This window comes from Streptomyces sp. NPDC048604, from assembly GCF_043199435.1.
Lineage (GTDB): Bacteria > Actinomycetota > Actinomycetes > Streptomycetales > Streptomycetaceae > Streptomyces.
In genome coordinates this window covers 1-22,494 of the sequence record NZ_JBICVX010000032.1, presented here as the reverse complement: position 1 = coordinate 22,494, position 22,494 = coordinate 1, and the positions used below count along the sequence as shown (strand labels likewise).

At 71.8% G+C, this 22,494-nt stretch carries 20 protein-coding genes; 5 read left to right on the top strand and 15 right to left on the bottom strand.

Annotation, left to right across the window (positions count from 1 at the left end):
• From ACGFMM_RS35485 to ACGFMM_RS35465, 5 genes are all read right to left on the bottom strand, one after another.
• A partial coding sequence (locus ACGFMM_RS35485; protein ID WP_393650616.1) for a glycoside hydrolase family 5 protein occupies positions 1-989 on the bottom strand: 989 nt, incomplete at its 3' end.
• A 96-nt stretch (positions 990-1,085) separates the two neighbouring features.
• A complete protein-coding gene (locus ACGFMM_RS35480; protein ID WP_393650615.1) occupies positions 1,086-1,931 on the bottom strand; it encodes a carbohydrate ABC transporter permease in 846 nt (281 codons plus the stop codon).
• Between the two features lie 5 nt (positions 1,932-1,936).
• Positions 1,937-2,923: a carbohydrate ABC transporter permease gene (locus tag ACGFMM_RS35475; RefSeq protein ID WP_393650614.1), complete on the bottom strand. Its 987-nt coding sequence runs from the start codon at positions 2,921-2,923 to the stop codon at positions 1,937-1,939.
• On the bottom strand, positions 2,923-4,194 hold the full coding sequence (locus ACGFMM_RS35470) for an ABC transporter substrate-binding protein (RefSeq protein WP_393650613.1): 1,272 nt from the start codon (positions 4,192-4,194) through the stop codon (positions 2,923-2,925). The genes ACGFMM_RS35475 and ACGFMM_RS35470 overlap by 1 nt, the downstream gene beginning before the upstream one ends.
• A gap of 179 nt (positions 4,195-4,373) precedes the next feature.
• Positions 4,374-5,531 (bottom strand): ROK family protein, encoded by a 1,158-nt coding sequence (locus tag ACGFMM_RS35465; RefSeq protein ID WP_393650612.1) that lies wholly within the window; start codon positions 5,529-5,531, stop codon positions 4,374-4,376.
• Between the two features lie 238 nt (positions 5,532-5,769).
• Between ACGFMM_RS35465 and ACGFMM_RS35460 the strand changes: the two genes are divergently transcribed.
• The gene (locus tag ACGFMM_RS35460) at positions 5,770-7,869 is read left to right on the top strand and encodes an alpha-galactosidase (RefSeq protein ID WP_393650618.1); all 2,100 of its coding nucleotides are present in this window, start codon (positions 5,770-5,772) and stop codon (positions 7,867-7,869) included.
• Position 7,870: 1 nt separating this feature from the next.
• Here ACGFMM_RS35460 and ACGFMM_RS35455 read toward each other — a convergent pair whose 3' ends face one another.
• Positions 7,871-8,776 (bottom strand): helix-turn-helix domain-containing protein, encoded by a 906-nt coding sequence (locus tag ACGFMM_RS35455; RefSeq protein WP_393650611.1) that lies wholly within the window; start codon positions 8,774-8,776, stop codon positions 7,871-7,873.
• Positions 8,773-9,534 (bottom strand): phytanoyl-CoA dioxygenase family protein, encoded by a 762-nt coding sequence (locus ACGFMM_RS35450; protein WP_393650617.1) that lies wholly within the window; start codon positions 9,532-9,534, stop codon positions 8,773-8,775. The genes ACGFMM_RS35455 and ACGFMM_RS35450 overlap by 4 nt, the downstream gene beginning before the upstream one ends.
• Positions 9,535-9,884: 350 nt before the next feature.
• Here ACGFMM_RS35450 and ACGFMM_RS35445 point away from each other — a divergent pair, with 350 nt between their 5' ends.
• The 4 genes from ACGFMM_RS35445 to ACGFMM_RS35430 all read left to right on the top strand — a co-directional run bounded on the left by ACGFMM_RS35445 (position 9,885) and on the right by ACGFMM_RS35430 (position 14,301).
• Positions 9,885-10,544, top strand: a complete 660-nt coding sequence (locus tag ACGFMM_RS35445; RefSeq protein ID WP_393650610.1) for a hypothetical protein — start codon at positions 9,885-9,887, stop codon at positions 10,542-10,544.
• 191 nt (positions 10,545-10,735) lie between these two features.
• Positions 10,736-11,413, top strand: a complete 678-nt coding sequence (locus ACGFMM_RS35440) for a response regulator transcription factor (protein ID WP_393650609.1) — start codon at positions 10,736-10,738, stop codon at positions 11,411-11,413.
• 6 nt (positions 11,414-11,419) lie between these two features.
• Positions 11,420-12,814 carry a sensor histidine kinase gene (locus tag ACGFMM_RS35435; RefSeq protein WP_393650608.1) on the top strand — a complete coding sequence of 465 codons (1,395 nt, stop codon included), beginning with the start codon at positions 11,420-11,422 and terminating at the stop codon, positions 12,812-12,814.
• Between the two features lie 95 nt (positions 12,815-12,909).
• Positions 12,910-14,301 carry a hypothetical protein gene (locus ACGFMM_RS35430; RefSeq protein WP_393650607.1) on the top strand — a complete coding sequence of 464 codons (1,392 nt, stop codon included), beginning with the start codon at positions 12,910-12,912 and terminating at the stop codon, positions 14,299-14,301.
• Between the two features lie 65 nt (positions 14,302-14,366).
• Here the strand turns inward: ACGFMM_RS35430 and ACGFMM_RS35425 are convergent, their stop codons facing one another.
• The 8 genes from ACGFMM_RS35425 to ACGFMM_RS35390 form a co-directional block, all read right to left on the bottom strand.
• Positions 14,367-15,467 (bottom strand): agmatine/peptidylarginine deiminase, encoded by a 1,101-nt coding sequence (locus ACGFMM_RS35425; RefSeq protein ID WP_393650606.1) that lies wholly within the window; start codon positions 15,465-15,467, stop codon positions 14,367-14,369.
• A 12-nt stretch (positions 15,468-15,479) separates the two neighbouring features.
• A complete protein-coding gene (locus ACGFMM_RS35420; protein WP_393650605.1) occupies positions 15,480-16,313 on the bottom strand; it encodes an ABC transporter ATP-binding protein in 834 nt (277 codons plus the stop codon).
• Positions 16,306-17,340: an ABC transporter ATP-binding protein gene (locus ACGFMM_RS35415; protein ID WP_393650604.1), complete on the bottom strand. Its 1,035-nt coding sequence runs from the start codon at positions 17,338-17,340 to the stop codon at positions 16,306-16,308. Before ACGFMM_RS35415 ends, ACGFMM_RS35420 begins: the two co-directional genes overlap by 8 nt.
• On the bottom strand, positions 17,337-18,197 hold the full coding sequence (locus ACGFMM_RS35410) for an ABC transporter permease (RefSeq protein WP_393650603.1): 861 nt from the start codon (positions 18,195-18,197) through the stop codon (positions 17,337-17,339). The genes ACGFMM_RS35415 and ACGFMM_RS35410 overlap by 4 nt, the downstream gene beginning before the upstream one ends.
• A complete protein-coding gene (locus ACGFMM_RS35405; RefSeq protein ID WP_393650602.1) occupies positions 18,194-19,162 on the bottom strand; it encodes an ABC transporter permease in 969 nt (322 codons plus the stop codon). The genes ACGFMM_RS35410 and ACGFMM_RS35405 overlap by 4 nt, the downstream gene beginning before the upstream one ends.
• On the bottom strand, positions 19,159-20,841 hold the full coding sequence (locus tag ACGFMM_RS35400) for an ABC transporter substrate-binding protein (protein ID WP_393650601.1): 1,683 nt from the start codon (positions 20,839-20,841) through the stop codon (positions 19,159-19,161). The genes ACGFMM_RS35405 and ACGFMM_RS35400 overlap by 4 nt, the downstream gene beginning before the upstream one ends.
• An 81-nt stretch (positions 20,842-20,922) precedes the next feature.
• Positions 20,923-21,936, bottom strand: coding sequence for an agmatine/peptidylarginine deiminase (locus ACGFMM_RS35395; RefSeq protein ID WP_393650600.1), 1,014 nt, complete (start codon positions 21,934-21,936; stop codon positions 20,923-20,925).
• Between the two features lie 81 nt (positions 21,937-22,017).
• Positions 22,018-22,494: amidohydrolase family protein (locus ACGFMM_RS35390; RefSeq protein WP_393650599.1), on the bottom strand; the 477-nt coding region annotated here is incomplete at its 5' end.

Below are 22,494 nucleotides of genomic sequence, written 5' to 3'. Positions count from 1 at the left end.
CCGGTGAAGCCGTAGAAGTGGGCCGAGTAGACCAGCTTGCCCGAGTGGATCAGCGTGTTGGAGAGATTGCGGACCGGGGCGAGCGTCGGCCGGCCGTGCGGGAACATCCCCTGCGGGATGCCCTGCCAATTGATGCCCTCCATGATGATGAGCAGGTCCGGGTTGGCTTCGAGGATCTTGTTCCCGGCCTTCTGGAAGGCTTCGTACAGATCGTGCTCGTTGCCCCAGCCCCAGTTGGGGTCGTCGTTCCAGTCCCGGCGGACCTCGTTGCGCAGGTCCGCGCCGACCACTCGCTTGTTCGACTTGTAGCGCTCCGTCAGGAACAGCCAGTTGTCGATCCACTCCTCGGTGGACTGGCTGGTGTTCCAGCGCTCGTTGCCGTCCAGGCCGCAGCACCAGCGATAGGTGGTGGTGTGGTTGTTGAGGATGACCGCGAACCCGTCGTCCGTCAGCGCCTTGACCACCGCGTCGAAGACCTCGAGCGGGGTCTTGTCCTCCAGCTGCGGGTTGGCCGCGACAGCGTCGCTCGGCACCGTGCTCTCGTCGGCGATCATCGCGTCGGAGTACGGCAGCCGGATGGTGTTCAGGCCCAGCGCGTGGAAGTCCGCGAGGATCTTGGCGATCGGGGTGCGGTCCAGACCGAGCGGAATGTTGTTCGACATCTGGTCGGCCTGGTGCTCGGCCACGTCACTCTCGCTGCCGCTGCCCTCCCACGTGCCCTGGGCACCGGCCCAGTTGCCGGCCTTCAGCTTGAAACGGTTGCCCTTCGCGTCGACGATGTACCGGCCCCGCGTACTCAGCGGGCCGGTCCAGGAGGCCGCCAGCTGGGGCCCCGTCAGCGCGACGGGGGCGCCGGTCGCGGCGGCGGGGACGACGGCGACGGCCGAACCGGGGAGTGCGCTGAACACCAGCGCTCCCGTGGCCAGCGCGGCGGTCAGGGCCCGGGCGACGTTCGCCCCGAGCGGGCCCGCGGATATGGGTGATCTCATGGTGCTGTCCTCCAAGATGTGGGGTGTGAAGGAGGTACTGCATGTACTGCATTCACCGGACCGGCGGTCCGGAGTCGGGGGCCGAAGGGGCCGCCGTCAGCCCTTGAGGCCGGTGTGGGCGATGCCTTCGACGATGTGGCGCTGAGCGACCAGGAACATGACCACCAGTGGGGTGATGGTCACGACGGCACCGGCGAACAGGCCGGGCAGGTTGATGGTCTGCGCCGTGAGGAAGGTGGACAGGGCGATCTGCGCCGTCCAGGCGGACGGGTCCTGGCCGATGACCAGGGGCCACAGGAAGGCGTTCCAGCTGTCGATGAAGGCGAGCGCGCCGAGCGAGGCGAGCATCGCGCCGGACGTCGGCAGCGCGATCCGGCGGTAGATGCCGAGCCAGCCGAGACCGTCGAGGCGGCCGGCCTCCTCGAGCTCCCGGGGGAGCTGCAGGTAGAAGTTGCGGAACAGCAGGACCGCGAAGGGGTTGAAGAGTCCGGGGACGATGAGGCCCCACAGGGTGTTGACTCCGCCGAGCGAGCCCACGACGACGAACGTGGGTACGAACGTGGCCGAGCCGGGGATCATCAGCGTGGCGAGGACGAGGCCGAGCACGACACCGCGTCCGGGAACCGGGATGCGGGCGAGCGCGAATCCGGTGGCGGAGGCCAGCAGCGTCGACAACGGGGCCGTGATCACGGCGATCAGCAGGGAGTTGCCCAGGGCCTGTCCCATGTGCACGGCGGGGTCGCTGAACAGGGAGGTGAAGTTCTCCCAGTGCATCGTCGAGGGCCACCAGGTCCACTCCGGCGCCGTCAGGGTCCGCGTGTCCATCAGCGCGTTGCGCAGCATGAGGTAGAACGGGCTGAGGAACACCACCATCAGGACTCCGGCCAGCAGGCCGCGTGCGGGGCGTCGCAGGCCACGCACCCCTTCTCGTAGAGTCTCCACCGGGCTCACTCCTCGCTCTTTCCGAGGCCCGTGATCCGCCCCTGGATCAGCGTCGCTCCGACGATCAGGGCCGTGAGGACGAAGGCCCCGGCCGATCCGAGACCGTAGTTCTGGGCGCTCATCGCGGTGTCGTAGAGGTACATCATCGGGGTCTTCACCGGCGCGGTGCCCGTTCCGGAGAGACCGCTGCCGAACAGGTTGTAGAACTCGTCGAACGCCTGGAAGGCCGCGATGAACAGCAGCATCAGGACGGCCACCGAGGTGTTGCGCAGCATCGGCAGGGTGATTCGGCGCAGCAGACGCAGCCCGGTGGCTCCGTCCAGGGCCGCGGCCTCGTATACCTCCTTCGGGATCGCCTGCAGGCCCGCGAGGAAGAGCACCATGTAGAAGCCGACCTGGAGCCAGAGCCGCAGGGTCACGAGGGCGATCAAGTACAGCGGGGGCGTGTCGGTCTGCAGCCAGGGGACGAACTCCATCCCGAACCAGCCGCCGATCATGTTGGCGATGCCCGCCGGCATCCCGCTGAACAGCGACATCTTCCACACCAGCGCCGCCGCGACGTAGCTGACGGCGGCCGGGACCAGGAACGCGGTCCGCAGGACGGCCCGGCCCCGCCGGATCCGGTGCACAAGCAGCGCGAGGCCGAGCGAGGCGGCGAAGGTGACCGGCACGATGAACAGGGTGAAGAGCAGGATCTGGACCAGCGAGGTCCGGAAGACGGCGTCGCCGAACAGCTGCCGGTAGTTGTCGAGCCCCACCCAGTCCCCGAGCGCGATGGTGCCTTGGGCGTCACTGAGGCTGAGCAGGAGGCTCCAGCCGATGGCGATGTACTTGAACACTCCGAGGCCGATCAGCATCGGGGCGGTGAGCAGGGCGAACACCGCCCAGGTGCGCAGGTCGGCTCGGCGGCGGGGCCGGGCAGGGGCCCGCGGAGTGTCCGCGGGGCGCCCTGCTCGCTCGGACCGTGGAACGGTGTGCGAGGTCGCGTTCATCAGGTCAGCTGCTTGTCCACGGCGCTCTGCGCCTTCCCGGCCGCGTCGGCGAGGAGCCGTGCGGGGTCCCCTTGGCCGGCGACGATCTTCGCGGCGGCGGCGGCGAACGGGGTGCCGGACGCGGAGTCCCAGGTGTTCGGGTTCTGCGCGCCGTACTTCGCGGCCAGCACGACGGTCTCCCTGGCGGCGCCCTTGGTGAGCTTGTCGGCCGAGGCGGCGGCGGACTTGCGGGGCGGGACGTGGAAGCCGTAGCTCTCGGACCAGTCCTTCTGGTGCTCGGTCTGCTCGATCCAGAGCCACTGGACGAACTTCTTGGCCGCGTCCACGTTCTTACCCTTGGCGTTGACGCAGCTCGTCCAGCCGCCGACCCGCATGACCGGAGTGCCGCCGGCCTTGAAGGCGGGCCACGGCAGGATGCCGAAGTCGTCGCCGAGAGCCTTCTCGATCGCGGGCATGGCCCACAGTCCGCACCACTGCATCGGCGCGACGCCCTGGACGAAGGCCGCGGGGTCCCACCAGTCGGTGGTGAAGCCGAGCAGCAGGGACTTGTCGTCGTGCAGGCGCTTCAGGGCCGTGACGGCCTCGACGGCCTGGGGCGTGGCGAAGCCCACCTTGCCGTCGGCGACCAGCTGGCCGCCGTTGGAGAACACCTGGAGGATGTGGGTGTCGCCGATGCCGTCGTTGCCGACGAACAGCCCCTTGCTCTTCTTGGTCGTCAACGCCTTTGCAGCAGCGACGAGGGCGTCGAAGGTCTGGGGCGGGGCTATCCCCGCCTTGGCGAGGACGCTCTTGCGGTAGTACAGCATCATGACGTCGTCGATCATCTTGACGCCGTAGAGCTTCCCGTCGACGGTCACCCGGTCGAGGTTGCTCTGGGTGAAGTCGGCCTTGGTGCTGCCGTACTGCTCGTCGAGCGCGGCGACCTGACCGCGCCGGGCGAGCCCCTGGGTGAAGTCGCCGTGCTCGAAGACGTCGGGGGCCGCGTCGGTGAGCAGCGACGCGTTGAGCTTGGCCGTGTAGTCGCCGGGCACCCAGGTGACCTTGACCGCGATGTCCGGGTTCGCCTTGGTGAACGCGGCGGCGTAGCGGTTGAGGGCCTGCTGGGTGCCGGCCTCGCCGTAGGCGTGGGACCAGACGTTCAGGGTGGTCTTCGCCCCGGACGAGGAACCGCCGGTCGGGTTGGTGCTGCAGCCGATCGCCGCCCCGGCGACGAAGAGGAGGGATCCGCCGAGGAATCCTCTCCGGCTAAGCTGGGCTCTCTGTGCGCTCATGTCGCTTCCTTGCGTGGTGGTGGAGCGTACGGGTTGTGTTGTCCGGCGGGGCCGGTGTCCGACATTCACGGCTGGCAGGCGGTGACGGACATCGGTCACGTCGGAGACGTGGGCCGCTGATCGGGTCTCCGGTCATGCGGCGATCATGAGGTGCCCCTTCGTCGGGGTCCGCGGCGTCCTCAGGGGAAGAGCGCCTGGATGCTGACGACGGCGGCGGCTCGGGCCCATTCCTCCCAGGGCAGGGGTGTCAGGGTCAGCGGACATTTCGCGGCCGCTTTGAAGCAGTGCGCGGCGTACGCCTCCTTGATGTGCACGCCGAAGAGGTCGTAGGTGTCGAGCCCTTCGCCGGTGACGACGACGCGTTCGGGCCCCACGAGGCTGACGAGGTTGGCGATGCCGACCCCGATGGCCTTGCCGGCCCGGGCGAAGGCCTCCTGTGCGGCGGGATCTCCGTCGCGGGCGAGGCGGACCGTGCCGTCGAAGTCGAGGTCCGTGCGGCCGGTGGCCCGGCGTACCGAGCCGAGGATCGCGTCGCTGGAAGCGATCGCCTCGACGCATCCGGTCGAGCCACAGTGACAGCGCGGGCCTGCCGGATCGACACTGATGTGACCCATCTCACCGGCCACCCCGTAGGCGCCCTCGACCAGCCGGCCGTTGACGACGATCCCGGAGCCGATGCCGGCGCCGATCGTGACCAGTGCGAAGTACTCGGTGCCGATGCCGTCGCCGAACCAGTGCTCGGCGACGGTCAGGGCCTTGACGTCGTTGGCGATCGCGACGTTCAGCCCCGTGGCGCGGGCCACGGTCTCGGCCAGCGGCACGTCACGCCAGCCGGGGAGCACCGAGTAGCGCACGAGCCCACCGGGCCGGTCGACGTCACCGGAGACGGCGATGCCCACGTGCCGCGTCCGGGCGCGGAACTCGGGCTCCGCGTCGAGGAGTTCGTCGACGAGGTCGGCGATCAGGGCGCACACGGCCGTCGGGCCGCGGTCGTCCAGCGGTCGGCTCGCGTGGACGCGGGGCCGGGACCGCAGATCGCACACCGTGCCGTACAGCATGTCGGCACTGATCTTCACCCCGACGAAGAACTCCCGGTCAGGGGTGACGGACAGCGGGTTCACCGGGCGTCCGGCCCCTGGAGCAGTGCGCTCCGGAGGGAGTTCGTGCAGGTAGCCGTCGTCGATCAGCGGCCTGGCGGCCTTGGTCACCGCGGTCGAGGAGAGTCCGGTGCGGCGGGCCAGCTCGACCCGGCTGAGCGGGCTCTCGGCCAACAGCAGGCTCAGGATGGCGGTTTCGGCCGGCGCGGAAACCAGCGGCCTTGATTGCTTCGGAAACACGGCGGCAACGTACCGGTAAATAAATAAGTTCGTCCAGTATTGATTTTCGGAGAGCGGCGACCCTACTCTCGGCTCACTTCCGTGCCTCTTCGGGGGCGTTGACGACGGCCGCCCCTCCGCCGCGCGCCGATCCTCACCTTCGCTCGACCTCTCCCTGGGACCACTCGTGCCTCGAACGTCCTCGACCGTCTCGTTCGACCGCGCCCTCGGGCTCGCGGTCCTCCGGACCCCGCACACCATGTACGCCGTACGCATCGGCGCCGACGACAGCCCCCGGCATCTGCACTGGGGGCCCGTCCTCGACGCCGAAGAGCTCCAGGCACTCCCCGACGCGGCCTCCCCCGCGGCGAGCAGCTTCGAGGCCGACGCCGCACCGGACGAACTGGCGCCGCAGACCGGAGCACGTTTCGGGCCGGCTGGCCTCCAGGTCCGCTTCGCCGACGGCACGCGGGGCGCCCAATGGCACTTCGCCGGCCACCGCGTCGAGGGCGGCGAGCTGCGCCTGCGCCTGGTCGACCGCCGCTATCCGCTGGCCGCCGAGCTCTGCTACCGGGTCCGTCCCGACAGCGACGTCATCGAACGCTGGACGGAACTCACCCACACCGGGACCGAGTACCCGGGTCCGGTCGCGGTCGACGACCCGATCACGGTCGACGGTCCGACCGCGGTCGACGGCCCGATCACGGTCGACCGGCTGGACTCCGCCTCCTGGACGGCGCCGGCCCTGCCCGACTACCGGCTCAGCCACCTCGTCGGCGGCTGGAACAGCGAGTTCCAGCTGTACCGCGACCGGCTCCCTGTCGCGGAGACCGTCCTCACCAGCCGCCGCGGCCTCACCAGCCACCACGCCAACCCGTGGCTCGCCCTCGACGACGGCACCGCGGGCGAGGACGACGGCGAGGTCTGGAGCACCGCCCTGGCCTGGAGCGGAAGCTGGCGCGTCACCGTGCACCGCGACCCGGTCGGCCGCACCACCTGGACCGGCGGCTTCGGCCACGAAGGGCTCTGCTGGACCCTCGGCCCGGGCGAGACGCTCCGCACCCCGGTCTTCGCCGGCCTGTACACCCGCGGCGGCTTCGGCGCCGCGAGCCGCGCCTGGCACACGTACATCCGTGCCCACGTGCTGCCCTTCCCCGACCGGGACCGGCCCGTCCTGTACAACTCGTGGGAGGCCACCGGCTTCCACGTCGACCACCCCGGCCAGCTGCACCTGGCCCGCCTCGCCGCACGCGTGGGAGCGGAGCTGTTCGTCGTGGACGACGGATGGTTCGGCGCACGCACCAGCGACCGGGCGGGCCTCGGGGACTGGACACCCCGGCCCTCCGCCTTCCCCGACGGCCTGCGGCCGCTCGCCGACGAAGTGCACGGCCTGGGCATGGACTTCGGGCTGTGGGTCGAGCCGGAGATGGTCAACCGCGACAGCGACCTCTTCCGCGCCCACCCCGACTGGGTCGTCCACACACCGGCCCGGGACGCCACCGAGCTCCGCAACCAGCTGATGCTGAACTTCGCCCGCCCCGAGGTCCAGGCGTGGGTGCTGCGCACCCTGGACGGGCTGGTGCGCGACAACGCGGTGGACTGGCTCAAGTGGGACGCCAACCGGGTCGTCACCGAAGCGGGTTGGCCCGGACACCCCGACCCCGACCGGCTTTGGATCGACCACACCCGTGCCGTGTACCGGATCATGGACCGCTTGCGCGCCGACCACCCCGGCCTGCGGATCGAGGCGTGCGCGGGCGGCGGCGGCCGGGTCGACCTCGGCATCCTCGCCCGTACCGACCAGGCCTGGACCTCCGACAACACCGATGCCGTCGACCGGATCGGCATCCAGCACGGCTTCAGTCAGGTCTTCCCCGCGCAGACCATGGCCGCCTGGGTCACCGACAGCCCCAACGTCACCACCGGCCGCGCCACCCCCCTGCGCTTCCGCTTCCACGTGGCGATGGCCGGAGCGCTCGGCCTCGGCGGAGACCTCACCCACTGGTCCGAGGAGGAACTCGACGAGGCGGCGCGGCTCGTCGCCCGCTACAAGGAGATCCGCCCCCTCGTCCAGCACGGCCGGCAGCACCGCCTCAGCGGCCCCGGCGGCGTCACGGGCATGCACTACGCCTCCGAGGACGGCGCCGAACACGCCGTCCTCGCCTGGCGCCCCACGACCCGCTTCGGCCACCCGCCCACGGCACTCGCCCTGCCGGCCCTGGACCCCGAGGCCCGGTACCTGGACCTGGACGAAGGCACCACCCACAGCGGCGCCGTCCTGGCCCGACACGGCATCGACCCGGCCCTGCCCGAGGGCGACTACGCCAGCTCGCTGATCCGGCTTCGCCGGACGGCCTGAGTCACAGGTGCAGCGTGCCCTCGAGAGCACGGTGGGCAAGGGGCGAGTGGCCGTACAGGCGTCGGAACGCGGTGCTGAAGGCACGGACGTCGGCATATCCGCAGGCCTGGGCCACTTCCGTCACCGTGGTGCCGGTGTCGAGGAGCAGAACCGCGGCCAGGTCGAGCCGCATCCGGCGCAGGGTCGCCATCAACGAGCCACCGGTTTCGTGCCGGAACAGCCGCTCTGCATGGCGTTCCGACAGGTGAACGGCGGCCGCGACGTCCCGGACCGTCACGGGCCGGGACAGGTTGTCGGCCAGGTAGCGCTGCATAGCCGCCACCGCGGGCGGCAGCACGCTCACCGCGGGCGAGCCCGTACACAGGTCGTCCTCGTCCGCGAAGGCCCGCGCGGTGTCCACCACGAGCGCGGCCCCGAGACCGGCCAGTACGGACTCGTAACCGGACCGTACCGGTGCCGCATGCTCGGCGAGCGCGGTGATCAGGGACGGCAGCGAACCGATACGCCGTGAAACCGTGGGCAGGGCAGGGTCGGTGAGCCCGGACCACCAGCCCCGCTCCCCCGGCCCGGGGCCGTCCTTCCCCGCCCGCAGAGTGAAACTCCAGAAGGCGATGCCCAGGGGGTCGGTGTGACTCGACTCGATCTCGTGCACGTCACCGGGCCGGGCGAGGAAGACGTCACCGGCACCGACGTCATGGTGCTCTCCGGCGATGCTGAACCGCCCGGCGCCGCTGTAGGCGAGGCACACCTCGTAGAAGGAGTGCCGGTGCCAGTAGTTGCGCCATGGCGACGTCTCGTAGAAGCCCCAGCTGAAGAAGTCGGCCTGGAAGGCCCCTGCCCGGCAGGTCTGCAGCACACCGCTCAGCTCGGTGAGCGAGCCGGCGTCCGCCACATTCCTCAGGTTCAAGCGGTTCTCCTGCCCGTGGGGTCGGCACCGGCCAGCATCATGCCCTGTCCCCGTGAGTGTTCGTGCGCCCTGATCGCCGGCGGATCCGCCGGATCCCGGAACTGCACCAGCCAGGTGGTGCGCGCCTCGCCGCTGAGGTTCACACCGGAGGCATGGACGGTCAAGTAGGAGAAGAAGAGCACGTCACCGGCCTCGGCGGGAAGCGGCACGGTCGCGTCGAACGGCACGTCGGGAAGGTGATAGCCGCCGTCCTCCACGTGCTCCAGAGGCCCCTGGCGGTGGCTGCCCGGCACGACCCGGACACAGCCCTTCTCCTCCGGAGCATCGTCCAGGTGGAAGATCGCGGCACCGACGCGGTGGTGGGTGTGCGGGAAGAACGGGTGGTCCTGGTGCGGAGGAAACGGCGACCCGTTCTCCGGCGGCTTCACGAACAGCTTGGTGTGGTGCAGTTGTACGTTCGGCCCGCCCAGCACCGCCGCGGCGACGCGGGTGAAGCGCTCGTCCGTCAACAGCCGGGAGAACGCCGCGGAGTGGAACTGCACGTCATGCAGGTGCTGCAGCCGGGTCGGCGTTCCGGCCGCGATGCCTGCCGCCGAGTCCCACGTCGCGTTCTCGTCGCCGTCGAGCGTGGCCAGCGCATCGTGCGCACACTGACGGTAGACCGCCGCCTCCTCCCTGCTCAGCAACCCCTTGACGAGCACGTACCCGTTCTCGGCGTACTGGCCGGCCAGGGCCGTGAGATCGGCCGTCCCCCACATTGTCGTCACTGTCTTCCTCCTACGTCCCAACTGGTCAGAGTGCGGCCGGGTTCGGGGACGACATTAGGTATCCGGCCGGCGCCCGCTGTAGGCCCGCGACGGACGGCGGTGTTCGCGGGACGGACATGATCCCCGCACGGCAGAGCGGTACCGCGACGGCGTCGTCCCTTTCTCGACCGTCTTCTTGGACGGTGCCACCACTCAGAGAGCTCGTCGCTGTGTCTTCCGGTGATGCACACGCGGAAAGGCGCGCGTCCGCACCCGTCCGAGTGCCATGATCGTCTTGTTGATCATCGTGCTTGGCACGCGAAGCGTCGGGCCTGGGATCTGTCGCTTGAAAAGGGAGACTTGTGAGCGCATCCGAGAATTCGCCGTCGTCCTCGACCGCCCGGTCCGAGGACCTTGAGCGGCTGCTGGTCGGGGCCGCGGATCTGCCCAAGGCGGGCCTGGACGATTTCACCGAGCTGGACTCGCCGTCGTCCGACGAAGACCCGCCGCCCATGACCGGCCCGACCCCGGAAGGCACGGCTCTTCTGAACCGGGCGTTCAACGACAAGCCCGCGAGAGAGGTCAGGACTTCGTTCGCGAGCACCGACTCCTCGATCGTCGTGGACGAGGGGATCTCGGAGCGGGAAGCGGGAGCCGCCGCCGTCTGGATGGCCGAGATGCGAGAGGTGTACGCCCTGTGCGCCGCTTGGACGATCAGCTTCGGCGATCAGGAGATTCCCGTTCAGGTGGTGGATCCGGCCGATGACCCGAGCAAGCCGCTCCAGGTGGAGCAGAGGTTCGGCGACGAGGCGTTGATGCGCACGATGCTCGCCGGTCCGGTCGGCCAGCAGGCCCGGATCACCACGCTCCTGGTCCGTGACGGTGACCGGGCGCTGGAACTGACGTTCCGCAGCTTGGCGACCGAGCCCGGTACCCCCGAGGCGACCCGGCTGGACCTCGCGATGTCGAAGTTCCTCGAGCTGGCTCCGGCCAAGTTCCTGGGGCTGCCGGTCGTCGGCTAGAGATCCACGCCTCACGCCTGTACGACATGAAGGAAGACCCCGGCCGGGACCGTCGCGTCCCGGCCGGGGTCTTCGCGGTTCCCCTCGAAGCCCGGCATGAGCTGATCTTCCACCGAGGCCGAAGCGGCGGCTGTGGGCGGTGCCGCGCGCCCTTCAGCTCCGGTTCAGGTGACGCGGGTCACAATCAGGACATGCGGGTTCTGATCGTGGACGACGAAGAGCGCTTCGCCGAGGGGCTCCGCAACGGCCTGGAGGCGGAGGGCTTCGCCGTCGACGTCGCCCTGAACGGTACCGACGGCCTGTGGCGGGCGCGCGAGCACGCCTACGACGCGATCGTCCTCGACATCATGCTCCCCGGCCTGAACGGCTACCGCGTCTGCGCCACCCTGCGCGCCGAGGGGAACTGGACCCCGATCCTCATGCTCACCGCCAAGGAAGGCGAGTGGGACGAGGTGGAGGGCCTCGACACCGGTGCCGACGACTACCTGACGAAGCCGTTCTCGTACGCCGTGCTCCTGGCCAGGCTGCGCGCGCTGATGCGCCGCGAACCGCGCGAGCGGCCCGCCGCCCTCACGGCCGGTGACCTGCGGCTCGACCCGGCGGCCAAGGAGGTGTCGCGGGGCGGGGTACGGGTCGAGCTGACCGCCCGCGAGCTGGCCCTCCTCGAGTTCCTGCTGCGCCGGCGCGGCGAGACCGTGTCCAAGCTCGAGATCCTCGCGCATGTCTGGGACGACGCCTTCGAGGGCGACCCGAACATCGTCGAGGTCTACGTCGGGCACCTCAGGAACAAGCTGGACCGGCCCTTCGGCCGGGCGTCCATCGAGACCGTACGAGGCTGCGGCTACCGCCTGGCCCCCGACGGAGGGTAGACGGCGATGGGCGTGCGATTCCGGTCCACCGTGGCGGCCGTCCTCGTCGTGGCGGTCGGGCTGGTCGCGGGGGCGGTGGCCCTGGTCGCCCTGCTGCGGGCCGAACTGACCGACGACGTACGGCAGGCCGCGCGGGCGCGGGCCGAGCAGGTGGCCGCCGTCATCGAGTCGGGGCGCGGGGTGCCGTCGCTGACCGTGAGCGCACCGGACGAACAGTTCGTCCAGGTCCTGGACTCCCGGGGAGACGTGGTCGCGGGCAGCGCGAACGTCGAGGAACTGCCGGCCCTGGCCGACCCGCGACAGGGCTCCGAGTCCACCGTCATCACACCGCTGGACGAGGACCGGTTCCTGGTGGTGGCGGAGGCCGCCCAAAGGCCGGGCGGGGACCTGACCGTACTGGTGGGGCAGGCGCTGATCGCGGTCGAGGAGTCGACCCGGATCGTCACCCGGCTGCTGCTCGTGGGGCTGCCGCTGCTGATGCTCGTGGCGGCCGGCGCGACCTGGATGGCGGTCGGGCGGGCGCTGGCGCCCGTGGCGGCCATCAGGTCGGAGGTGGAGGCGATCTCGGCGGCGGAGCTGCACCGCAGGGTGCCGCTGCCGCGCGGACGCGACGAGATCGCACGCCTCGCCACCACGATGAACCGCATGCTGGACCGGCTCGAACGGGCGCAGAGCGCCCAGCGCCGGTTCATCTCCGACGCCTCGCACGAGCTGCGTTCCCCGGTGGCGTCCATCCGCCAGCACGCCGAGGTCGCGCTCGCCCACCCCGACCGGCTGCAAGACCGGGCGACACGCGAACGGCTGGTCAGGACCGTGCTGGAGGAGGATCTGCGGATCCAGCGGCTGGTCGACGACCTGTTGCTGCTCGCCCGTGCCGACGAGGACGCGCTGCGCCCCCGGCTGCGGCCGGTGGACCTCGACGACCTGGTCCTGGACGAGGCGCGCCGGCTGCGCGGGGCGGCGCCCGGGCTGCGGATCAGTACGGCCGGGGTGTCGCCGGCGCGGCGTCGGGCGGACCCGCGGGGCCTGGGCAGGGTGGTGCGCAACCTGGGCGACAACGCGGTCCGGTACGCGCGGTCCGAGGTCGCCTTCGACCTCGCCGAGCAGCCGGACGGCCGGGTGGTGCTGGGCGTGGAGGACGACGGACCGGGCGTGCCGGCGGCGGACCGCGAGCGGGTCTTCGAACGCTTCGTACGCCTCGACGAGGCGCGGGCCCGCTCGGCAGCCCGCGAGGGCGACGTGGGCAGCGTGGGCAACGCCGTCGGCAGCGGTCTCGGGCTCGCCATCGTCGCCGAACTGGTCGCGGCGCACGGCGGTACGGCGACGGTGACCGACGGGCGGCTGGGCGGAGCCCGCTTCGAGGTGGTGCTCCCGGCGGAGGGACCGGACCTGCGGGCCTGAGGCCGGATCACCGTCCCTGAAAGGTGATTCAGTTCCGTTCAGGCTCCCTTCAGGCCCCGGATGGCAGCGTCGATGCCACGGCAGAGGAGGCAGCCATGAGGAACATGCGGCACATGCGGAGCAGACGTCCGGCGGCCGCCGTGAGCGCGGCCCTGGCCGCCGCCCTCGCGACCGGCGCGTGCACGGCCGGCGCCGTCGGCGGCGGAGCCGCGAGCGGACCCCCCTCGGAGGGCACGGGCACGGGCACGGACTGTGTACGGGTCGTGGACGGCAACACCGGCAAGAAGACCGACGCGTGCCTGCCGCTCGCCCCGGAGCAGGACCGGGTCGACCGGGGCACGCCCGTGTTCAGCCGGCCGACCGTCATCACCAACCCGCTCCACCCCAGTTCGGAGGTCCAGCAGGTCATCTACGGCGGTCAGGTCGACGGGAAGCCCTTCCGCACCGAGTTCACCCTGCTGCCCGACATCAAGACCGTCAACGTGAACGGCGAGGAGATCCGCGCGCGCACGCTCCAGTACACGGCCTTCTCGGACGGGCGGATCCACGAGGTCGCGCTCGACTGGTTCGCGCAGGCCGACGACGGATCGGTCTGGTACCTCGGCGAGGACGTCTTCAACTACGAGAACGGGGTGGTCGCGGACACCGGCGGCACCTGGCTGGCGGGGAAGAACGGACCGCCCGCGATGATCATGCCCGCCGAACCGAGGACCGGTGACGTGTACCGGCCGGAGAACGCTCCGGAGGTGGTCTTCGAGGAGGTCACCGTCAAGGCCGTCGGGCAGACGGTCCCGGGGCCGTACGGGCCTGTGAAGGGCGCGATGACCGTGACCGAGCTCCACATGGACGGCACGCGCGAGGACAAGGTCTTCGCCCCCGGGTACGGCGAGTTCTCCACCGGCCGGCCCGGCGCCGACCTGGAGGCGGTCTCTCTCGCGGTACCGACGGACGTCACCCCTGGCCCCGTCCCCGCCGAGCTCGCGGCCCTCTCGGCGGCGGTCCGCGCGGCACACGCCGGGGCGACCGACGCGACCGTGGCGAAGGCGCGCGCCGCCTGGGACACGTACCGGGCCGCCGACCGCGTGCCCCAGCTGCTGATCCGGCAGATGGACCGGGACCTCGACTCGCTCACCGCCGCCGTCAAGGCACGCGATGCCGCGCTCGTCCGCGGTGCTGTGCTCCGGGTCGCCCAGAACGACCTCGACCTGCACCTGCGCTACGAACCGCTCGCGGCCGTCGAGGCCGACCGGATGGAGCTGTGGGCGCGCCAGTCGACACTGGACGGCGCCGCCCGGGACGCGGGCGCGATCGCCGGCGACGTCACCAGCCTCGAACTCACCTGGGACCGGGTCCGGCACGACACGCCCCCCGCCCAGGCGGACCGCATCGACACCTCCCTGCGCGCCCTGCGCGACGCAGCCGACCGAAAGGACACATCACTCGCCCAGCAGGCAGCGGCGAGCCTCACGTCCGCCCTCTCGGGCTAGGCGCCCCACACCTGGCCGACCGCAGCTGTCCCGGGGCCCCCTGGGTCGGGGCCCCGGGACAGGCGTTACGCGGTCGGTTGTTGTTGGGTGACGCAGTGGATGCCGCCGCCGCCGGTGCCGAGGCGGTCGATGTTGAGCTGTTCGACGGCGCGGTCGGGGTAGAGGCGGGTCAGGGTGGCGCGGGCCGCCTCGTCGGCTCGGGTGTCGCCGAAGTGGGCGCTGATGACGGCGCCGTTGCAGAGGTAGAAGTTGGCGTAGGAGGCGAGGAAGTCGCGGTGGGTGGAGCGGATCTTGTTGTAGTCCGGGCCCTGGAGACGCATGGTGTCCATCGGGTCGCCGGCGGCGGTGGTGGAGGCGGACAGGATGCTGTACTGCTGCCGGGCGTCGCGGGCGTAGGCGTCGGTGTCCGTGGAGAGGGGCATCTGGACGAGGGCCTCGCCGGGGGCCAGGAAGCGTGACGTGGCGTCGACGTGGTCGTCGGTGATGTCCTGGCCGTAGACGCCGTCGAACCAGATGACCTTGGAGGCGCCGTAGGCCTCGCACATCGCCGTCTCCAGCCGGCGCTCGGACATCCCGGGGTTGCGGTTGCGGTTCACCAGGCTGCTGCGGGTGGCCATCAGGGTTCCGGCGCCGTCCTGTTCGATGGCCCCGCCCTCGCCGACCAGGCCGGCGGAGGTGAACGGGACGCCGGCCCAGGCGGCGATCCGCCCGGCGACCAGGGCGTCCTTGGCGTGGGTCTGCTTGTTGCCCCAGCCGTTGAAGTTGAGTCCGATCGCGTCGAGGCCGCCGGCGCCGTCGGTGCGGAACACCGGCCCGCTGTCGCGCATCCAGCAGTCGTCGACGGGGACGGAGCTGATGACCGTGACCGTGGAGCCGCACATCGTGCGGGCCCTGGCGGCGCTGCCGGAGTTGGCGCACATGACGACGGGCTCGTACTTGGCGATCGTACGGGCGATCAGGGCGATGTCCGCCTGGATGCCGCTCAGCCGGCCGCCCCAGATGGAGGTGCTGTCCGGCCAGGCCATCCACGTGCGGGTGTGCCGGGCGTCCTCGACCGGTACGCGGAAGGCGCCGGCGGTGGCGCGGGCCCGGCCCTGCGTGGTCGTGGCGAGGGCGGCGCCGGCGGCGGTGGCCCCGGCGGCGACGAGGAAGCCTCGCCGGTTCATGCCTCGGATCATTCATGCCTCCTGTGTGGGGGATTCCTGCAGGGCCGACAGCTCCTTGCGGGCCGCCGCGATCCGGGCCGGGTTCCACCCGGGGCGGGGCACGGACTCCAGGAGCAGCCGGGTGTACGGATGCTGAGGCGCGGCGAGTACCTCGGCGGTCGCGCCCGCCTCGACGACGCGGCCGTGGTGCATGACGAGGACCTCGTCGGTGACGCACCGGACCACGCCGAGATCGTGGGTGATGAAGAGGTAGCCGATCGGGGTCTGTTCGCGGATGTCGGCGAGCAGGTTGAGGATCTGGGCCTGCACGGAGACGTCGAGGGCGGCGACGGCCTCGTCGAGGACGAGGACGGCCGGTTCGACGGCGAGGGCGCGGGCGATGGCGACCCGCTGGCGCTGGCCGCCGGAGAGGTGGCGGGGCAGGGCGTCGGCGGCGCGCGCGCCGAGGCCGACCTGGTCGAGGAGTTCGCGGATGCGGGGCCCGGCGTCCCGGTCGGGGAAGTGCAGGCGCAGGGTCTCTGCGAGGACCCGTTCCACGCTGGTCCTGGGGTCGAAGGACAGATAGGGGTCCTGGAACACCATCTGCACCTCGCGGGCCCGGGCCAGGCGCCGTTCCCGGCCGCGGGTCCGGGCCGCCGGCCGGGCCCGGCCCCGTACCCGCACCTCTCCCCCGTCGGCCCGTTCCAGGCCGACGACGATGCGCGCGGTGGTGGTCTTGCCGGAGCCGGAGCCGCCGACGATGCCGAGCGAGCCGCCTTCGGGCAGGGTGAACGAGACGCCGTCCACGGCCCGTACGGCGCCGAAGGCGCGGCTCAGTCCGGTGGCCTGCAGCAGGGGTTCACGCATCGGCGACCGCTCCTTCGACGGCAGCGGCCGCGAGCCGGTCGCTGTGGTGGCAGGCCGTGAGGTGGTCGGTCCGGCCGGGGGCCGGCAGTGCTTCCGGCGCGGTTTCGGTGCAGATTCCGGTCGCGAGCGGGCAGCGGGCCGCGAAGGCGCAGCCGGTCAGCGCGGTCCGCGGGTCGGGCGGCTGTCCGGGGATCGCGGAGAGCCGGCCGCCGGGGGTCGTCAACCGGGGCGTGGAGGCGAGCAGGGCCGCGGTGTACGGGTGGCGGGGGTGCTCGAACAGGACGTCGGCGGGACCGGTCTCAACGATCCGTCCGGCGTACATGACGCAGACGCGGTCGCCGATCGCCGCCGCGAGGTCGAGGTCGTGGGTGACGAACAGCAGGCCCGTACGGAAGCTCTCGCGCAGCCGGGCGAGGAGGGCGATCACCTCGGCCTGCGTGGTGACGTCGAGCGCGGTGGTGGGTTCGTCGGCGAGCAGCAGCGCCGGGTCGCCCATGAGCGCGGCGGCGATGACGACGCGTTGCAGCATGCCGCCCGACACCTGGCCGGGGTACCTGCGCAGGGCGGTGTCGTCGAGCCCGACAGCGCGCAGCAGTTCGACGGCCCGCGCGGTGACGGCGGCCTCGTCCGCCGCGCCGGCGGACCGGGCGGACCGGGCGGCTTCGGTGAGGAAGTCCCCGATGCGGCGCAGCGGGTTGAGGGCGGCGCGGGGGTCCTGGAAGACCATCGCGACGCTGCCGGTGCGCAGTGCGCGCAGGCGTTCCGGCGGGGCCGTGAGGACGTCCTCGCCCTCGACGAGCACGGCCCCTTCGGCGACGGCGCCGGGCGGCAGCAGTCCGAGGGCGCTGCGGGAGGTGAGGGACTTGCCCGAGCCGGACTCTCCGACGAGGGCGACGGTCTCGCCGGGGCCGACGGTGAGGTCGACGCCGTCGAGGACGGGGCGGGGGGCGCCGGGGAGGGTGAGACGCAGGCCCCGGACCTCGAGTGCGGGGGCCGGCAGCGACGTGGGCGTGGGCGGTGGGTTCATCGGTCTCTCCTGGCGACGCGGTCGGCCCAGCGCTCGCCGACCACGTTGAAGGCGACGACGGTGAGCACGACGAGGAGACACGGCAGGACCGCGGAGAGCGGGTAGCCGTGCTGGACGGCGGTCTGGCCGTCGAAGACCATGCGGCCCCAGTCGGGTGTGAGCGGGGGCACGCCGAGGCCGAGGAAGGACAGGCCGGCGAGGTCCATGAGGGCGTAGCCGAAGTTGATCGTGGACTGGGCGAGGACGACGGGGGCGATGTTGGGCAGGACGTGGCGCAGGCAGATCTGGAGCGCCGAGTGCCCCTGCACCTGATAGGCGCTCACGTACGGGCGGGCGCGTTCGGCGAGGACGAGGGAGCGGGTGAGCCGGCTGACGTACGGCAGGTAGGCCACGCCCAGGGCCACGACGGGCGCGAGCAGGCCCTCCCCGTACACGGAGACGACGAGGATCGCGAGGAGCATCCCGGGGAAGGCGAAGACGAGTTCGGTCGCGCGGGACAGGACGGAGTCCAGCCAGCCGCCGCGCCAGGCGGCGGCGGTGCCGACGGCCACGCCGGCGAGGGTGGAGAAGGCGACCACGCCGAGCGGTCCGAGCAGGGAGGTGCGGGCGCCGAGCAGCAGCCGGGAGAGCGTGTCGCGGCCGGCGGTGTCGGCGCCGAGCGGGTGGTCGGCGGAGGGCCCGGCGAGCGCGGCGCCGAGGTCGACCGCGTTGGGGTCGTGGGGCGCCAGCCAGGGGGCGAGCAGCGCAGCGAGGACGACCGTACCGACGAGGGCGAGGCAGGCCAGGTGGAGCGGGGACCGTCCGGAGCGGGCGGTGAGCCGGGAGAGCCCGGGGCGGCGGGTGAGGACGGCGGTCATGCGGCGGCCCCTCTCGTTCCCAGGGTGATCCGGGGGTCCACCAGGGGCAGCAGCAGGTCGACGAGCAGGTTCACGGCCATGAACAGCGCCACGATGATCAGGGAGACGGCCTGGACGGTCGGGAAGTCCTTGGTGGTGGTGGCCAGTTCGAGGAGCTGTCCGATGCCGCCGATGCTGAAGGCGGTCTCCACGAGGATCGTGCAGACCAGCAGGGTGGCGACGATCAGACCGCTCGTCGTGAGCACCGTCCCGAGGGAGTTGCGCAGGACGTGGCGGCGGATGACGAGGCGTTCGGGGATGCCGCGGCTGCGGGCCACGGTCACGTGTTCGCTGTCGAGGGCTTCGAGCATGGCGGTGCGGGTGACGCGGGCGAGCATGCCGGTCAGGTAGAGCGCGAGGGCGATCGCGGGCAGCGTGAGGTGCCGTATCCGGTCGAGGAGTCCCTCGCCGGCGCCGCTGCTGGGGAACCAGCCGAGTTCGACGGCGAAGAGTCCCTGGAGGAGCACGGCCGCGACGAAGGACGGTGTGCCGACGGCGAGGGTGGTGGCGACGAGCACGGCGGCGTCGGTCCGCCCGCCGCGCACGGCGGCGATCCGGCCGAGCAGGAGTCCTGCGGCGACGACGACCACGAGCGCCATCGTGACCAGCAACAGCGTGGTGGGCAGCCGGTCGGCGAGCAGCCGCGAGACGTCGGTGCGGTAGGTGAGGGAGCGGCCGAAGTCGCCCTGGAGCATGTCGCCGAGCCAGCGCAGGTAGCGCTCGGCGAACGGGGCGTCGAGGTGGTAGCGGGCGTTGACGGCGGCGAGCGCCTCCGGTGAGGCGGAACGGCCGGAGAGGAGGAAGCTCGCGGGGCTGCCGGGCGCCACGTACATGGCGCCGAACACGGCGAACGAGGCGACGAGGAGGGTGGCGGCCATCTCGGCGACCCTCCGTACGGCGAACCTCAGGAAGGCGACGGCGGTCACGGGGCGGCCCCCGGCTGCGCGGCGCCGACGGCGGCGGCCCACGGGTGGTACATGTACGCGATCGTGGTCGGGGCGCCGGTGATCCGCTTGTTGAGGAAGAGGGCGGTGGGCCACTCCGCGACGGGGATCCAGGGCAGTTGGGCGGCGGCGTGCTGCTGGAGCTCGTTCTCGATGCGCAGGCGCCGGTCCTTCTCGTAGACGGCGGTGGCCTGTTCGACCAGTGCGTCGTACCGCTTGTCGCTGTATCCGGCGAAGTTGAGGTACGCGCCGGTCCTGAAGTTGGTCAGGAGGTCGAGCGGGTCGGTGATGGAGTCGTAGTAGGTGAGCGGGAAGGCGTCGATGCCTTCGCGTGCCTCGGGGTCGGTGAAGAGCGCCGTGAAGGCGTTGGGGGCGACGGACTTGAGGATGATCTTCAGGCCGATCTCGCTGCCGGCCGCCTGGACGGCGGTGGCGAGCAGCGAGACGTCCTGGCCGATGGAGCTGGTGGCGACGGTCAGGGTCCGGCCGGTGGCGCCGGCCTCCTTGACGAGCGCCCGCGCCCGTTCGATGTCGCGGCCGGCGGGCGGCAGTCCGGCGAAAGCCGCCTCGCGCACCTGCGGGGAGGCGCCGGCCCAGGCGGCCCGGGTGGTGAGGGAGCTGGTCGCGGTCCCGGCACCGCCGAGGCCCGCCTTGACGAACCCGGCGCGGTCCAGGGCGAGCGAGAGCGCCCGTCGGACACGCACATCGCCCAGCGGGCCCTTCATGTTCGTGATGCCGAGGTTGACGGTGCTCAGGCCCTCGCCGAAGTAAAGGGTGCCGACGCCGCTGTCCTTGAGGCGTCCGTAGCTCTCGGTCGGGATGAGATAGCCGCCGTCGACCTCCCCGCTGAGCAGGGCGTTGGTACGGGCGGAGGGGTCGGTGAGGAAGCGGAAGACGACCTTGCCGGCCTTGGCGCGGGATCCCCAGTAGCCGTCGAAGCGGCGCAGTTCGAGCGACTGTCCCTTCTGCCAGTCGCCGAGCGTGAACGGGCCGGTGCAGGCGAGGCCGCCGGTGGTGCCGTAGTCGGCGCCGGCCGCGGTGACGCCGGCCCGGGAGGCGACGACGCCGGCGGCGGTCGCCATGTACTGGGGGAACTGCGAGTCGGGCTTCTTCAGGGTGACCGTGACCTGCAGCGGGCCGGTCTTGCGGATGGCGGCCACGTTCTGGAAGTTCTGCGCCCAGGCGGCGGCGTTCGCCGGGTCGGTCTGCCGGCCCAGGCTGAAGACGACGTCGTCGGCGGTCATCGTCCGGCCGTCGTGGAACCGTACGCCGGGCCTCAGGTCGTACACCCACGTCTTCGGGTCGGGGTTGCTCGCCCGCCGCGCGAGCCCCGGCTCCAGGGTGAGCGCGGGCGTCCAGCGCATCAGGCTCTCGCAGACGTTGGACAGGATGGTGTTCTGCGGGTAGTCGAACGCCATCGTGTAGTCGAGCGTGGGCGGTTCGGCGTACACGGCCCAGGTGAAGGAGTCGATCTCCCCCCGGGGCGCGGGGGTACCGGCGGAGAGCGCGTACGAGGCGCCGGTCGCGTCGGCCCCGCCCCGGGGCGGGCCGGCGCAGGCCGGGAGGGCGGTGAGGACGGCGGCCGAGATCAGGGCCGCGAGCGCGGTCCTGATCGGGCGGCGGCGTCTCGGTACGCGGGGCGGGGGCGGTGCGGTGCTCATCGTCGCGCTCTCTTTCGGTACGGCGGCGGGTCGGGGAGGAGTACTCGGAGGGGTACGGGGTCCGGGGAGGGGCCCTTGCCGTCACCTGCCGGGGCGGGCCGCCGGGATCTGCTGGGTGATGCAGTGGACGCCGCCGCCCCCGTACGCGACGACCGGGGCCGGTACGCCGACGACCTTGCGGTCCGGGTAGGCGGCGGCGATCACCTCCAGGGCGGCCAGGTCCTGGGGCGCGCCGGCCACGGGGACGACGACGCCGCCGTTGGCGACGTAGTAGTTCAGGTACGAGACCTCGACGCGCGTGCCGGCGACCTCGGCGAAGGCGGTCTGCGGGACGTCGACGAGCTCCAGCGTGCGGCCGCGCGCGTCGGTCGAGACCTCCAGGACGGCGCGGTTGGCGCGCATCCGGGCGAAGTCCGGGTGCGCCGGGTCGTCGGGCAGGGAGACGACGACCTTGCCGGGGGCGGCGAAGGCGCAGACGCCGTCGACGTGCCCGTCGGTCTCCGTGTCGAGCAGTCCGCCGTACGGGAGCCAGATCACCTTCTCGACGCCGAGCCGGTCCTTCAGCTCGGCCTCGATCTGCTCCCGCGTCATGTCCGGGTTGCGGTTGGGGTGGAGCAGGCACTGCTCGGTGGTGATCAGCGTGCCCTCGCCGTCGACGGTGATCGCCCCGCCTTCGAGGATCATGCCGGAGGCGATGCGGTCGACGCCGAGCCGCTCCAGGAGCAGGGCGCTGATCCGGTCGTCGGAGTCGTACGGGTGGTGCTTGCGGCCCCAGGCGTTGAAGCGGAAGTCGACACCGGCCCGGTTGCCGTCGCCGTCCAGGACGAACAGGGGCGCCGAGTCGCGGAACCAGGAGTCGTCGAGGGGCAGTTCGACGACGTGGACGTCGTCGCCGCAGTGGGCGCGGGCGTCGTCGCCGTGGCCGGGCGGGGCGACCATGGTGACGGGCTCGAAGCGGGCGATCGCGCGGGCGACGTCGGCGTACTCCGCCTTCACGGCGTCGAGGACGCCGTCCCACAGCTCCACGCGGGTGGGCCAGGCCATCAGACAGCCCTCGTGCTCCGCCCACTCGGCGGGCATACGGAAACCGGTCATCGGGACTCTCTTTTCGGTCGGTGAGGGAAGGAGGCGAGGATTCTGACTGAAATTTCGGTCAGGATCACGACATGAGAGTGTTCAGAGGAAGTAGAGACGGCTCAACGACACCTCGTCGGCCGGCTCCGAGCGCAGGGGAGCCCCGTCGAGCGTCACGAGGCCGGTGCGGCCGTCGACCTGGACGTCGCCGGTCCGCGAGTTGAGGTGCAGGTCGGCCGGGCCGATGCCGCGGGTGCCGCGCACGGCGACGCGGCGACGGCGGGTGGCCAGCGCGTCGTACGGGCGGCCGAAGGAACCGGACTCGGCCGCCGCCCGGCTGACGAACGCGACGGACAGGTCCGCGGGCACGGCGCCGTACGCGCCGAACAGCGGCCCCAGGACGAGCGGTTCGCAGGTGTCGGTGGCCGCGTTGGGATCACCGGTCACCCCGTACGCGGGGAAGCCGTTCTTGACGACGAGTTGGGGCTTGGCGCCGAAGTACTCCGGCCGCCACAGCACGAGGTCGGCCATCTTGCCGACCTCGATCGAGCCGACCTCGTGCGCGAGGCCGTGCGCGAT

Excerpts from the sequence above, each read along its gene's own strand:
- ACGFMM_RS35475 (WP_393650614.1), bottom strand. The coding sequence starts at position 2,923 with ATGAACGCGACCTCGCACACCGTTCCACGGTCCGAGCGAGCAGGGCGC.
- ACGFMM_RS35470 (WP_393650613.1), bottom strand. The coding sequence starts at position 4,194 with ATGAGCGCACAGAGAGCCCAGCTTAGCCGGAGAGGATTCCTCGGCGGA.
- ACGFMM_RS35460 (WP_393650618.1), top strand. The coding sequence starts at position 5,770 with ATGTACGCCGTACGCATCGGCGCCGACGACAGCCCCCGGCATCTGCAC.
- ACGFMM_RS35450 (WP_393650617.1), bottom strand. The coding sequence starts at position 9,534 with ATGTGGGGGACGGCCGATCTCACGGCCCTGGCCGGCCAGTACGCCGAG.
- ACGFMM_RS35440 (WP_393650609.1), top strand. The coding sequence starts at position 10,736 with ATGCGGGTTCTGATCGTGGACGACGAAGAGCGCTTCGCCGAGGGGCTC.
- ACGFMM_RS35435 (WP_393650608.1), top strand. The coding sequence starts at position 11,420 with ATGGGCGTGCGATTCCGGTCCACCGTGGCGGCCGTCCTCGTCGTGGCG.
- ACGFMM_RS35430 (WP_393650607.1), top strand. The coding sequence starts at position 12,910 with ATGAGGAACATGCGGCACATGCGGAGCAGACGTCCGGCGGCCGCCGTG.
- ACGFMM_RS35425 (WP_393650606.1), bottom strand. The coding sequence starts at position 15,467 with ATGAACCGGCGAGGCTTCCTCGTCGCCGCCGGGGCCACCGCCGCCGGC.
- ACGFMM_RS35420 (WP_393650605.1), bottom strand. The coding sequence starts at position 16,313 with ATGCGTGAACCCCTGCTGCAGGCCACCGGACTGAGCCGCGCCTTCGGC.
- ACGFMM_RS35415 (WP_393650604.1), bottom strand. The coding sequence starts at position 17,340 with ATGAACCCACCGCCCACGCCCACGTCGCTGCCGGCCCCCGCACTCGAG.
- ACGFMM_RS35410 (WP_393650603.1), bottom strand. The coding sequence starts at position 18,197 with ATGACCGCCGTCCTCACCCGCCGCCCCGGGCTCTCCCGGCTCACCGCC.
- ACGFMM_RS35400 (WP_393650601.1), bottom strand. The coding sequence starts at position 20,841 with ATGAGCACCGCACCGCCCCCGCCCCGCGTACCGAGACGCCGCCGCCCG.
- ACGFMM_RS35395 (WP_393650600.1), bottom strand. The coding sequence starts at position 21,936 with ATGACCGGTTTCCGTATGCCCGCCGAGTGGGCGGAGCACGAGGGCTGT.